General features: G+C 49.6%; 9 protein-coding genes and 3 riboswitches. Of the genes, 1 reads left to right on the top strand and 8 read right to left on the bottom strand.

All coding sequences use genetic code 11. From position 1 onward, the window contains the following. Positions 1-290: 290 nt before the first annotated feature. The 7 genes from AWJ19_RS00045 to AWJ19_RS00015 all read right to left on the bottom strand — a co-directional run bounded on the left by AWJ19_RS00045 (position 291) and on the right by AWJ19_RS00015 (position 11189). Positions 291-1100, bottom strand: a complete 810-nt coding sequence (locus AWJ19_RS00045) for a transglutaminase-like domain-containing protein (RefSeq protein ID WP_068720448.1) — start codon at positions 1098-1100, stop codon at positions 291-293. A 13-nt stretch (positions 1101-1113) separates the two neighbouring features. Then, positions 1114-1194, bottom strand: a riboswitch (cyclic di-GMP riboswitch). 73 nt (positions 1195-1267) lie between these two features. After that, positions 1268-1348: riboswitch (cyclic di-GMP riboswitch) on the bottom strand. A 120-nt stretch (positions 1349-1468) separates the two neighbouring features. Further along, a complete protein-coding gene (locus AWJ19_RS00040; protein ID WP_068720443.1) occupies positions 1469-2119 on the bottom strand; it encodes a class D sortase in 651 nt (216 codons plus the stop codon). 53 nt (positions 2120-2172) lie between these two features. Next, positions 2173-2574: a GtrA family protein gene (locus AWJ19_RS00035; RefSeq protein WP_068720440.1), complete on the bottom strand. Its 402-nt coding sequence runs from the start codon at positions 2572-2574 to the stop codon at positions 2173-2175. Then, entirely contained in the window at positions 2564-3541 is a 978-nt protein-coding gene (locus tag AWJ19_RS00030) for a glycosyltransferase family 2 protein (protein ID WP_128083463.1), read from the bottom strand. The genes AWJ19_RS00035 and AWJ19_RS00030 overlap by 11 nt, the downstream gene beginning before the upstream one ends. A 247-nt stretch (positions 3542-3788) precedes the next feature. Further along, complete coding sequence (locus AWJ19_RS00025; RefSeq protein ID WP_082707621.1) at positions 3789-7613, bottom strand: glycosyltransferase family 39 protein; 3825 nt, start codon at positions 7611-7613, stop codon at positions 3789-3791. Then, positions 7610-9619, bottom strand: coding sequence for a glycosyltransferase family 39 protein (locus AWJ19_RS00020; RefSeq protein WP_068720437.1), 2010 nt, complete (start codon positions 9617-9619; stop codon positions 7610-7612). Before AWJ19_RS00020 ends, AWJ19_RS00025 begins: the two co-directional genes overlap by 4 nt. Before the next feature lie 169 nt (positions 9620-9788). Beyond that, positions 9789-11189 (bottom strand): NCS2 family permease, encoded by a 1401-nt coding sequence (locus tag AWJ19_RS00015; protein WP_068720435.1) that lies wholly within the window; start codon positions 11187-11189, stop codon positions 9789-9791. A gap of 125 nt (positions 11190-11314) precedes the next feature. After that, positions 11315-11414: riboswitch (purine riboswitch) on the bottom strand. A 154-nt stretch (positions 11415-11568) separates the two neighbouring features. Here AWJ19_RS00015 and AWJ19_RS00010 point away from each other — a divergent pair. Continuing rightward, complete coding sequence (locus tag AWJ19_RS00010) at positions 11569-11889, top strand: hypothetical protein (protein WP_068720433.1); 321 nt, start codon at positions 11569-11571, stop codon at positions 11887-11889. A gap of 88 nt (positions 11890-11977) precedes the next feature. Here AWJ19_RS00010 and guaA read toward each other — a convergent pair whose 3' ends face one another. Continuing rightward, positions 11978-13516, bottom strand: a complete 1539-nt coding sequence (guaA, locus tag AWJ19_RS00005) for a glutamine-hydrolyzing GMP synthase (protein ID WP_068720431.1) — start codon at positions 13514-13516, stop codon at positions 11978-11980. Positions 13517-13960 lie beyond the last annotated feature (444 nt).

The raw sequence follows: 13960 nt of genomic DNA, 5'->3' as shown, positions 1-13960 counted from the left end.
GTGATTTCCGATACTCACTCGTTGTTCAGTTTTCAAAGATCAAGCTCGTTGTTACTTTCGATGTTCTCGTCAGCAGCAACTCTTATATAATATCACGTTTGTTTCAGAAGCGCAAGCTTTTTTTGAAATTCATTTTTTCAATCAATTTCAGTCAAACTTTGACGCGCTCTAACAACGCTTACCTATAATACCCCACATCGCTGACAAAAAGCAACCCCTTAATCAAAAAAAAGACAACCCGCTAAATTATATTAGCAGGTTGTCCCCATATCACCGTATTATCTTCGTTCTTAGTAGAATTTTGCAGCGCTGTATTTGCTCGCAACTTTAGTCAGGCCAACCTCTTTGTTGTTCTTAGCCAAGCCCGCGTCAACTGTAGTATCAATTGTTACCCATTTGCCGTTAAGCAGAACTTCATTCCAGGCATGATATGTCGATACATAGCTGGTGTTACCCATTACAAGCTTAGTTGGAATGCCTTCACTGCGCAGCATAGTAGCGAACAAGGAAGCATAGTCATAGCAGATGCCTTTTTTGGAGAGCAGAGTATTGTCGTTCTTAGGAATATAATCCGGTGTTACATTAGCAGCCAATGCATTGTCATACTTAACATTTGCTACGATGTAGTTATAGATCGCTTTTACCTTAGCTTCATCTGTCGTCAAGCCTTTTGTAAGCTGTTTAGCTTTCACTACTGCTTTATCGGAAGAGGTCCATTTCACGTTCTGTACGGAGCTCAAGTATACGGCGTTAGCATCGCTGAGTTTAAGCTCAACATCTTCGGAAGATACCACTTTATATTTGTTGCCGGTTGTGTTCTCAAGAACAGATACTTTATAAGTGCCGTTGCCTTGTTGCAGCGGGAAGGATTCTGTCGACTGGGAAGCATATAGATTGTAAGTGTAGCTGTTGCCGTCTTTAGTGATCATAACCTTGATACGCTTGTCAGCAGGTACATCATAGGATACTGCAACAACACCTTGATCGAGCTTCGATGTATTCAACCAGCTTGAGTCTGCAGTTGCAGCTGAAGCTGTGCTTGTCTGAACGGAAGTGACAACTACGAACAATGTTAACAGCATGAAATAAAATTTTTTCACGGATAAAACTCCTTTCGGTAGCTGGCTGCCATCCTTACGGGAAGGCCCTCTAGCTTTGCGTCCCTACCTTTCGATAGGTTTGCCGTTATCGTTGCAGCTTTATCTATCTCTTAATCTACCATAAATACTAGATTTTGGATTGAATAGCCAACAAAAAAAGCCCTTCATTCGGTAGCTGGCTGCCATCCTTACGGGAAGGCCCTTTAGCTTTGCGTCCCTACCTTTCGATAGGTTTGCCGTTATCGTGTGTGCTTTTATAGTTATATACTACCATATATTCGCCCAGATACAAGACCTATTTTACTAGAATTTCAGCATTTTTCAATAAAATTTTCGCTAATTCGCGCTGAATCCCTTTTTGTCTGTTTTTAAGAAAGTTTAGCATGAATAATCAGCCGGTGAGTCGGGTTAACAAGCGGATCACAGGTGATTAGTGTCAGGATTTTATCTTCACCATTGCCGTTCAGCACCGACACATCCGTCGGCTCCACTATAGAAATATCATACACTTCGTACTGATACTCCTCTGCACTCGTCTTGATTTTGATGGTGTCCCCGATCTTCACTTCATCCAGCCTGTTAAAAAGCCTGCCGGCTGTTCTGGATCTATGTGCAGCTATAGCCGCATTGCCTACCTCACCCAGCGGAGCCGTCTCCTTCATATGGGCGGCAGCGTGCTTCATATTCGCCTTTGTCGCACCTTCAAGCACAGGAAGCTTCAGATCGATCCTGTCAATCTCAATGATCCCGGTGATTTTGCCGCCTACTGCAATTTCTTCAGCGGGCTCTGCAGAAGGCTGTACCTCATCCTCCTGCACCGATTCTTCAGCCAGCAATTGGGTCACCTCCGCATAGGGCTTTTGCAGATCCGGTCCGGCTGTTGGTGCCAGTTCGCTGTAGGCTTGTTCAGCTTCCTCCAGCAATATAGCCTGCTGCCTGTCGTTGTACCACTCGCTTGCTTTGGGATACAGCATGATAAGGACGCCCGCCAGTATAATCAAATAAGATAGTTTGCGCATGAACATCCCCCTCGCTTCGTTGCGGACAGGGCATTCCCTGTCCTGTTCTTTACCTAGAACACCCACATCCGGCTTCCGAAAAAGTTGATAATTACCGTTACGAACGTAACGAGCACCTTGGCAATCAGCACCTGAATGCCGAAGCTGTCCGTCAGGAAGTGCATCAGCAGCACCGAAATACCCAGCACGGCCAGATTGAGGACGATAAATTTCACCAGCTGCAGACGGTTAGAGCCGCGCTGGTTTGTTGCCCGGTCACGAAACGTCACCTTTTTGTTCCAGAAAAAACTGTTCGCTGTCCCTGCACTATAAGAAATGACCTGCGCCGGAGCGTTCATAATGCCCAGTGAATGCAGCAGTGTAAATACTGCAAAATCTATCAAGGTATTAAGCAAACCTACGGCGTTGAACTTTAGGAACTGGATAAACCCGGCATTCAGCCTGTTACTTTTCATAACGTTTGCCTTCCCGTATGTCCGGATATTCTCCGTCCTCGTACCCTCTGGTTTCCCTTACAATATATAGCGGCCGGTCTTTGGATTCATCATAAATCCGCCCGATGTATTCACCGATTACCCCCAGCAGCATCAGCACGATGCCGTTAAAGAGCAGATTGACGCCGACAATTGAGGTCCAGCCGGGAACCGCCCACGTCGTGAACAGCTTCTGAAACAAGATGAAGAAGAGATATAAGAAACTGGAAAAGGCCAGAAAGAAGCCGACATAGGATGCTATTTTGAGCGGTTTATGGGAAAAGGAGGTGATACCGTCCAGCGCAAACCGGACCATTTTCTTCAGCGGATATTTGGTTTCTCCGGCAAAGCGCTCCTCCCGCACGTATTCTACCATCGTCTGGCGGAAACCTACCCAGCTTACCAGCCCCCGGACATAACGGTTCTTCTCCTTCAGCCCCCTGAGGACATCGCAGACCTTGCGGTCAATCAGCCGGAAATCGCCTGTATCGGTCGGAATTTCCACGCTCGTCATGCTGCTAAGCAGACGGTAAAAAAGCTTGGCGGTTACCTTCTTGAACAGCGTCTCCCCATGGCGTTTAAGCCGTTTGGCATAGACAACCTCGTAGCCTTCCTTCCATTTCGCAATCATCTGCAGAATAACCTCCGGCGGGTCCTGAAGATCGGCATCGATGACCACTACCGCATGCCCCTCAGCATAGTCCATCCCGGCGGTAATCGCGACCTGATGTCCGAAATTGCGCGAGAAGTCGATCAGCTTGACATGCTCGTCACGGCTGCTGATCCCGCGCATAATCTCAGCTGTACGGTCACGGCTGCCATCGTTGACGAAGACCAGCTCGTAGGAATCACCGCATTCGTCCATAACCTTCTTTAGACGCTCATACGTATGCTGAATGACTTCCTCCTCATTGTACATCGGTACAACTACACTGTATCTGGCTTTCACCTTTGTTCCTCCTAAAAGTTTTGTGAGCATGGGCTTCCTTGTATTACTTCGTACAAAACTCGCCTCGGAAGCATACGCTTAGTTTTATGGAGCTTTACTTCATTGGGATGCTTCGCAATAAAAATCGCTTCGAAAGCATACTCCAAGTTTTGTGAGCATGGGCTTCCTTGTATTACTTCGTACAAAACTCGCTTCGAAAGCATACGCTTAGTTTTATGGAGCTTTACTTCATTAAGCTGGCTGGCCCCTAGAATACCCAGGAAGGGAACCAGCGCAGCACAATATTTACATAGTCGGCACTAACCTGCATTCCTGACAGCACCGGATAGAACATAATAAAGAGCACAGCGGCGGCTGCCACATAAGCATAACGGATCTTGGTTGCTCCGGCTTCCGGAACCTTGCTGTCGATTAGCTTCATTACATATACAATAGCCAGGATCATGAACGGCACCATTGCAAAATAATGATACAGGAACGTCTCGCGCGGAACGAGCATCCAAGGCACATACTGTGAGAAAAAGGCGATCCACAGCATATACAGACTCTTCTCTTTGCGCTTGATTGTAAGCCATACTGTGCCGAGCATCGCAAAAATCCCGGTCCACCAGATCAGCGGATTGCCGATAGTAACAATACTGCTCACCCGGCCCTCAGGCAGCCCTTCTCCTCCGCTGAAGAACCACACCGGACGTTTCATAAACGGCCATTCCCACCAGGAGGAGGAGAACGGATGTGTAGCTACGAGCTGGCTGTGGTAGTTATACATATTTTTTTGGGCATCAATAAGTCCTTTAATGGTATACCCTTCTGCCGTTACGGACAGCACCGGTATAAAGGACAGGCTGTACACTACAGCAGGAATAATCACAAAGAACACAACGCAGCTGGCCAATGTTATGATCGTATTCTTCCAGAAGGAGCTGTCGGCTGTCCGGCAGGCTGTCTTAATCTCCTGATCACCGAGCTTGCCTTCCGCAAGCATGCGCCCTGCTGCCCGGTATTCCTTATAGCGGTCAAACAGGGACAATGCGAGCATAACCGCCAGTCCGGCACCGCCATACAGAACAATCCATTTGGAGGCGACACCGATTCCGAAGAAAAGGCCTGACCAGAACAGTGGCACCAGGGTTTTGCGCAGCGGAACACGGTAGAAATTCATTGTAAAATATCGCTGCATGAAATAGAACATCAGCATGATGAAGAATACGCCGTATACGTCGATCGTAGAGATGCGCGTCTGGGTAAAATGCATGAAATCCAGAGCGAAGAGCCCCGCGGACAATGCGGCGTACCGGGTTCTCCCGAACAGCCGCAGGCCCATCATATAGATAAGCGGCAGCATCGCAACCCCGAACAGGGTACCGATGATCCGCCAGCCGAACGGATTAGCGCCAAACAGCTCCATACCTACTCCGATCAGAATTTTGCCGAGCGGCGGATGGGTATTTTCATAGGCAACGATCCCGTGGAAATGCTCATACGCAGTCCGGGCATGATAAATTTCGTCAAAATAGGTGCTGTTCATGAAATTCGAATGTTCCGGAACCAGCGACTGCTCGTCGAACAGATTGGCAGGCTCTCCTCTCTTGGCTGCTGCCCCGGCACCCGGTGTCACACCAGCAACAGGAAGCGTGGCTGTGCCGCCCCCCTGTTCATAGAAGGCTATTTCATTCAAGGTAAAGCCAGGCTCGGTAACGGTCAGCTTCACATACCTTGCCGCTACATTTAACGGCTGGCTTTTCCAAATGAAGACATTGCCCACATCTTCGCTTATATCCAGCGGGCTGCCCCAGACGTCAGGGGTCTCACTGAATTCCAGCTTGAACTTGCCTGTGCCTACACCGCCGAATATATTTACACGCTCCAGCTGTCTGCTCTGGCCGAGATCGACATAGAAGCTCTCACCGCTGGCCGCAGGCTCCCACAGCGTTTCCGGTGCCTTGGTTGAACCGAGATTCACGAGAGCAATAGTTGTATAGACTGCTGTAATAGCCAGCATCCAGATCCAGTCTTTACGCTGCAGTCTGAACCGGACCTTTCCTTTGGTCTCGAGCGGACGGATTCCTTCAGCAAGCGCCAGATCGGCAGCATACTTCTCAGCATCAGTATCCGGAGGTGACAGCGGCTTGGTCTGTTTGCGGATATATACCATATACCCGGTATACAGCGTATAGACCAGCAAACCGAGATTTGCAATCGACGTAACCAGTACAATACCGTCCGTCGGCGGGTTGCCGCCGGCATTGAGATGAGCCAGGGTATAGCCGACATTGATATATTGTGTCAGCGTAAAGCCCAGGAACAGCGTCAGGAAGCGGCGGTCCTTACTCTCCATATAACTGAACAGAGAGAGAATAAGGGCCGGATAGATATAACGCTCATGCATTTTGGTGCCAAGAACGAACACGACGGCAATCAGCACAATAGCGATAAAATAAGATTTGGACAGGTCCTTGCGGTTTTTGCGGAATGAATAATAGGTTGCGGCTGCTACCGCGGCCAGGATGAAAATAAAGCCCCAGACGCGATATGTAATACCCAGCCATGTTACATCCATAGCCGACCACATCGGACCCGTGAGAGCGTACAGGTTAAACGCATTAACCGTCGAATACGGGTACGACGATAAGGTAGCTTTATACAGATTAATCAGCCCGATGAAGCCGCCGTTGTTCCAGAAGAACGGGGCTGCCAGCAGGGCAAAGATCCCCAGCCCGTACAGCGCACCTATAGCAAGCTGCTTCCAGGCCCGGTGATGATAGAAGGCAAACATCAGGACAGGAGTAAAGATCAGCGCCTGCGGTTTGACCAGTACGGCAATGGCGAAGAAGATCGCTGATCGTACAAAGGTCTTGTCCGCCGCCCCCATAATGCTGATCAGCAGGAATATCATAAAGAAGGAATCCGCCTGGCCCCAGGCAGCCGAATCCATCAGCACAGCCGGATTGAACAGGTAGAGCAGCATCAGGCCGGTAGCCATTCCGCCGCCGAGCTTCTTGCGTCCAATCTTGTAAATGAGGCCGGCGAGTACCAGATCCGAGAGGATCGCCGGCATTTTGAAGAGCAGCATTTCTCCGGCTGAGCCATGCGTCAGACCAAACAGACCGCGGATGGCGCTCAGCAGATATAATATGTACAGGTAGCCTGGCGGATAGTCCGCAAAGTAGCCCTTTTCATAGAATCCGCCCGGCCCCATGTCAACAAGGCGCTGCCCCCAGGCAATGAAGGTGTTCATATCATTCTCATAGCCTTGCGCGGTGACGCCGATCCAGATCCGCAGAATAAAGGCACCGGCGAATGCAACATACAGCCATCTCGTATAGACGACATCCGGCTGGGCCAGCAGTTTGTTGCTGCGCAATCCTCTGTTATACAGAAGGGCAAAAAATACACTGAAAACTGCTGAAATCAGCAGGATTTTGGCCGGCGAGACTTTGTGGGGCACAGCTTCTGCACCACTGTTATCGGCAGGGGCAGCCGCTCCGCTGTCCAGTGAAATGAAGCCAGTTCCTTCGGGAAGGGCCTCCAGCTTTTCTACAGACAGGTCATCGAAATAGGCTTTCCCCTGAATAAGGTTGGCATAGCCGCCAAGGGCCGCTCCGACGGCAAGCTCGGTCTGTTCGCTTCCGGTCTGGCCAATAAACTCAAGATATTGCCAATCTCCTCCGGTATCTGTCGTAGCCGGGTACCCGCCGCCGACACCCACCGGAAAGATATTGGCCCCGAAGCCTTCGCCGGAAATGCTGGCAACTTTGATATAACCGGAAATCTTGTAGTAGCTTCCCGGTGTGACAGTAACCGTCTGGACCCATTTCAGATGATTCGGTTCAAGATTCTCAATGACAGCCGCTTTGCTGCCGGAATGAACCTCTTCAGATTGAACAGAGAGAATCCCTGAGCCGTCTCCGGCAATCCAGGCATCCTTCGTCCAGCCTGCCGGTGCCCCGTTCTCCCCGTCTTCAAATCCCGGATTTTGCAGCAGGTTACCCTCTGCATAAATGCTGGTTACCGGAAATACGAACATCAGCAGCATGAATATAAAGACTGCGGCCGTGCGTAGATTTTTCATCGTTCCAACCTCACCTCATCAATGTTAATCCAGCCGTTCCCGCCGGTTATAATAATTTCTGCATGGTCTCCCTGTTCAAGAGCCACTGCCGGTAGCCGTATTTCATGATACGCGTCTCCCGCCGTCAGCTCCGCTTCAGCCTGCAGGCTGCCGTTCACGAGCAATCCGATCTTTCCTCCGCTGCCGCCGGCGCTTGCCATAACGGTCAATGCATATTCTCCCGGCTCCGATTGAACCGTAAAGGCCTGGCTGACAGTTTTGTCCACCCCTGCATCCAGATAAGCCAGTGAGTGCCCCGAGTACGGATTATTGCCGGCAACTCCCGTTCCCGCTGAGAACTTCCAGCCGGCCGGACCTTCCTCAAAGCCTCCGTTAGTCAATTCATTATTCACTGCCGTATTCAAGGGAACTTCCTCTGCAGTATAATCGCCTGTAATTATTACCGTATAGTTAGCAAACTGCTTCACGGTATAATCTCCAGCAGCAGCTGCCGGCACCCCTGAGTGATTGCTGACAACATATGCTGAATTTCCTTCCAGTACATCATATCTGCCGAATCTGTATCTGCCAAACGATGAAACCTGCTGAAATGCACCGCCGGGATTAGAGTAAACGACCGAGTCCAGGAAGTCATGGGGGCTGATTCTCTCATAAAACAGGACGAAGATATAGGGCATATTGATTTCGTCTGTTACGTAAATATTTCCGGTGGTATGCCCGGAAGCATACTGTATCGCCTCTCCGGCAGATTCGTAAAAGCTCGGGCCGATTCTGTCCGGATATTCCCCGAAATATTCGCTGATAAACAGGCCGAACATGACTGTAAAGGCAGCAGCAGAAAGAACAGCAACCATTTTTATACGTGAATAGAGCCAGATGAAGCCTGCCGCAGTGAGCATAACCAGCGGAATAAAAACAATGTTGATCCGGTTAATGTTTACAGTGGTGATAAAGGCCATAAGTACTGCTGACAGCAGCCAAAGCAGAATAATTCCCTGTTCCGCTCCCTTGCGCCGGTTCTTCCAGGCCGTACTTGCCATGACGATAAGCCCGATGAGCGCAAACGGCAGGGCAAGCGGATAAGCATAACCGTACCAGGATAAAGAGTTCCAGGGCAGACCGTCGCTTCCGCTCCAGATAATAGAGAGGAATTCACGGAAATTCGCTGCAGCCGTCTGCAGCAGTTGTCCGCCAAAAACCGAGGAGATTTGTTCCACCCGCGGCATGGTAAGCTTCGGGACAGATAACAGCGGGGTAGCGATTGCCTGCAGGCCCTCATAATGATTAATTACTATAAATAATAATATGGGCAGGGACAGTAATACAAATAGCAGGGTATTCCACGCAAGCGTCCGCACTTTAAGCACCCTGCAATATAATAGAAGAATTGCCGTTCCCGCAGCAAACACAGGAACAAAGAAATAGGCAGTTCCGTATGCATATAAAGATAAAGCCAATACAGCGGTAAAAGCATAAGTCCAGCGGGAATCGGCAGATTGAACCGAACGCATAAGGAAGTATACCGCAATCAAAATCAAAGTCGGGAATAAATTGGCCTCCAGCGCCCACCTCGACATCATAATATGCCACGGGTTAATGGCTATAAAGAACATGGCAGCTATGCCTGCCGCTCTGGAAGGAAAAATCCGTCTCATTATTAAATAGAAGAAAACCATTCCGGCAAGTCCCATGATCACACTCAGTGCCCTCACCGACAGCGGAGTCAATCCGAACAACAGGATAAACGGCATGGACAGATAGGCATATAAAGCGTTTTGCCCGCTGCCCCAGGCAATCAGATGAACAGGCAGATGAATACCGTTACGGTCTATTCCGTAATGGAGAATAGCGTATGCATCATAACCGATAGAAGCCTCATCCTGGTTCAGACCGGGCGGAACCGAACCTATGTACACTATCCTTACAATTGCCCCGAGCACGAACAGCAGCAGCGGCCAGGGGTTATTTTTGCAGGAATTAACAATTCTGTTTAGGATGCCGGACAACTTACATCACCTCTTCAACAATATAATCTAAATACTGGATGATGGAAAGACCGCAGCCGCGCTTTGTTCAGGAATGGGCCAAAAAGAGCCGGAAAGCCGGAATATACAAAAAAACAGCCCCCTCATCCCTGAAGGAGCTGTCATGTTGTTCTATTAAATGGGGTTGTGCTTAGCCTGCGCTGCCGAAGAATACATAACGCATAACAATCAGAACCGCCAGTACCCACATCATCCAGTGAATATCATATTTCTTTTTGCCGGCAATGTTAGCTACACAAGCCAGGATTACATAAGTAACGATACCGAACGAGATTCCGTTAGCGATGTTGTAAGTGAACGGCATAATTGCAAAGGTCAGGAAGGCCGGAATAGCGTAAACCATATCCTGAAAATCAATTTCGCGGATCGACTGGGCCATAAGCACACCGACAACGATCAGGGCAGCAGCAGTAGCCGAGCCTGGAATCAGGGCAACTACCGGAGCAAGGAACAATGCAAGCAGGAAGCAAACACCTGTTGTTACGGCAGTAAGACCTGTACGTCCGCCTTCAGCGACACCGGCAGCACTTTCTACATAAGCCGTAGTAGTGGAAGTACCGAGCATTGCACCGCCTGTTACAGCGATCGCATCTACGAACATTGCGTTACCTACACGTCTCTTGCCTTCTTCTTTGTTCTTCATAATGCCTGCACGCTCAGCAGTACCTACCAGTGTGCCGAAAGTATCAAACAGCTCTACAAAAGTAAAGGTGGCAATTGCGGATACGATACCGGTGTGCATGATGCCGTCCCAGTCAAATTCCATGAAGTTCAGCTGGGTGAAATCCGGAACCCAAGGGGTTTGCGGGCTGCTCAGCGAACCGAAATCAACGGCACCCATCAGAATAGCTACAAGCGTTGTACCAAGAATACCGAACAGGATTGCGCCGCGTACCTGCAGAACCATCAGGATCGCGATCAGCAGGAGGCCGATAATAACGAGCTGGACATTGGTGTTCTCCAGGCTGCCCATATGAATGACTGTCTCAAAGGACAGAACGTCTGTAAACTTGTTAGCGGGAATATCGCTGCCTGCTTCAACGCCGATTGTCATCAGACCGCTGTTCTTGAGGCCGATAATCGTGATGAAAAGACCGATACCAACGGTAATCGCATGCTTGAGGCTGTCCGGAATTGCAGTAAGCAATATCTGCCGGACTCGGGTAACCGTCAGGAGAACAAAGATCAGACCGGAAATAAATACGGCGGTCAGACCCATCTGCCAGGTGAACGGGTGATCAGTAGTCTGTGAAGCGAGTACTACGGAAGCAAAATATGCATTAAGGCCCATACCAGGTGCCAGCGCAACCGGGAAGTTAATGAACAAACCCATGGCAATCGTGAAAATACCTGCTGCCAGCGCTGTTGCCAGGAATACGGAATACCAGCCCATGTCGATGCGGCCAAAGGCGGTCAGCGTACCCGGGTTAACCGACAGGATGTAGGCCATCGCCATAAAGGTAGTAATACCGGCCATGATCTCTGTACGTACGGTAGTGCCGTTTTCTTTCAATTTAAAAAAGCGGTCCAATTGTTTCTCCCCCTAAGGTGTATGTTGTGTATGAGCCCACAGAAAAGCCGGCATCTGATCGACACCGGCCCGAAAAAAGAGAAGGTCCCTCATCTCCCTCCAGCCTTACGGCCGAAGGTTCTTATGGAATCGCTCTTTTTAATCGTAGCCAGGTCATTACGGTGACCTCGTAGAAACTTCCAGGCCAATTCCCGGAATTATACGAATAATTTTGTTGCTCAACGCTTTTTTATTTTAGGTGTAACTCACATGACTTGTCAATGGTAAATACGAACATTGGACGTAATGTTTTCGTTATTGTTCGTAAATGAGGCGTTTTTATGAATGTGGTGAAAGGTGAGGCCGGTAGATTTTAATAGTCTAAATTAACGCAACTCTTATGCTGAAACCCTTTATCGGCTATCTGGAGGAACGGGATGAGTATCAGCAGGGGGAAATACATAAAATTCTGGCCGGCGCCTGCATGTATGCCTTCTTTTTGACAACCGGGCTTATGCTAATCAGTCTAGTTATCGATACGCTAAATCACAGCTTCACATTTGGAACGGTTGCTTTGTTCCTTGTGAACCAGTTCTTATCCTATTTCATTATGTTCAGACTCAGAAAAACCGGTATTGCAGAAACAGAGTTTGAGATTGAAGCAGACTATGAATACTTCCTTCAAAAAAGTGATATTAAACTAATCAAGGACAACACCTGATATCCACATTTTTCCCTGTTACAAAAAAATACTCTCTTCTGTCTGCAGAACAAATGCAGATAAAAGAGAGTATTGGTTTAATTTCCCACTATTCCCACTCGATAGTCGCAGGCGGTTTGGAAGTTACGTCATACACGATGCGGTTAACATTGTCGACTTCGTTGACGATGCGGACGGAAATTTTCTCGAGCACATCCCATGGGATACGGGCCCAGTCTGCAGTCATACCGTCGATGGAAGTAACAGCACGGATACCTACGGTGTAGGAATAAGTACGCTCATCCCCCATAACACCCACGCTCTTCATGTTCGGAAGTGCAGTGAAATACTGCCAGATTTCGCGGTCCAGACCGGCTTTGGCGATTTCCTCGCGCAAAATGTAGTCGGAATCACGAACGATCTGCAGCTTCTCTTCTGTAACCTCACCCAGTACACGGATAGCAAGGCCCGGACCCGGGAACGGCTGGCGCCATACGATCGCATGAGGCATACCCAGTTCTTCGCCCAGCTTGCGGACTTCATCCTTGAACAGGGTATTCAGCGGCTCGATCAGGCTGAACTTCATGTCTTCCGGCAGACCGCCGACATTGTGATGCGACTTGATGGTCTGGGCAGTCGCTGTTCCGCTCTCTACGATATCTGTGTACAGCGTACCTTGAGCCAGGAAGGCAAAGTCGCCCAGCTTGGCCGATTCTTCGTCGAAGCAGTAGATGAACTCGTTGCCGATGATCTTGCGCTTCTGTTCAGGATCGGATACACCGGCCAGCTTGCCGAGGAAGCGGTCACGGGCATCAATTTTGATAACGTTAATATCAAATTTGCCGACAAACGTCTCCATTACACTCTCAGCTTCACCTTTGCGGAGCAGGCCGTGGTCGATAAACATACATGTCAACTGATCGCCGATTGCCCGGTGAATCAGCATGGCTACAACGGAGGAGTCTACACCGCCGCTAAGTGCGCACAGTACTTTTTTGTCACCGACTTTATCCCGGATATCCTTAATTGCATCCTCGATGAAGGACTCCATCGTCCAGTTGCCTTCGCAGCCGCACACCTCATACAGGAAGTTAGAAATCATCTCGTTGCCGTTCACGGAGTGGCGCACTTCCGGGTGGAACTGTACCGCATAGAACTTCTTCTCGTCATAGCTCATTGCCGCGATCGGAGCACTCTCGGTACCGGCATCCAGCTTGAAGCCGCCCGGAAGCTCAACTACATGGTCACCGTGGCTCATCCATACGGTCTGGCTTCCGTCAAGACCTGCGGCAAGCACCGAGCCAGGCTGGAAGTCTACGTCTGCTTTGCCGTATTCGCGCTTGGATGCACGTTCTACTCTGCCGCCCTGCTGATGTGCCATCAGCTGCATGCCGTAGCAAATCCCGAAAATCGGCAGGCCCAGCTCGTATACAGCCGGATCTACATGCGGAGCATCCTCAGCATATACACTGCTTGGACCGCCGGAGAAAACAATCCCCTTAGGTGAAAGTGCCTTAATCTTCTCTACTGGCGTATTGTACGGCAGAAGCTCGCTGTATACCCCCAGGTCCCGGATTCTGCGCGCGATAAGTTGGTTATACTGTCCTCCAAAATCGAGAACGACGATAATTTCATTTGGCTTGTTCATTACGTGCCTCCCTTGATTATTGGATTCATTATACTCATGGTTAATTCTCACCGTCAAGGAAAGGAGGACAGGCATTTTATGTGCTTTTGGGCGGTAAAGTCCAGCAGCAGCAAGGCGCTTTGGCGGAATAGAAAAACCGGGAATCCCGCCTGGAAATGTCACCCATGCGAGCTCCCCGGCGTTAACAGGCAAGTGCTGACGTGAAGATCAAGCCAGCCGGAAGGTAATGACCAGACAGCGGCTGATAAAATCAGCGGCTTCTTCATCCTGCGGCGCAGAAGAATCGGAAGCATACGGACTAACGCACGCCGAACCGTTACCCGGTAAGGCGGCAGAGCGCGTTAAGAGGCTGCGGTGTACTGGCGCAGCGGATAACGCGGAACCCGGACACTGTGCGTCAGGAGATGCGGCGACGGGTGGCGCAGCGGATAACGCGGAACCCGG

This window comes from Paenibacillus sp. DMB5, from assembly GCF_001517085.1.
GTDB lineage: Bacteria > Bacillota > Bacilli > Paenibacillales > Paenibacillaceae > Paenibacillus_AQ.
The sequence above is the reverse complement of the archived record's forward strand: the minus strand, read 5'-3'. Positions and strand labels throughout refer to the sequence as shown.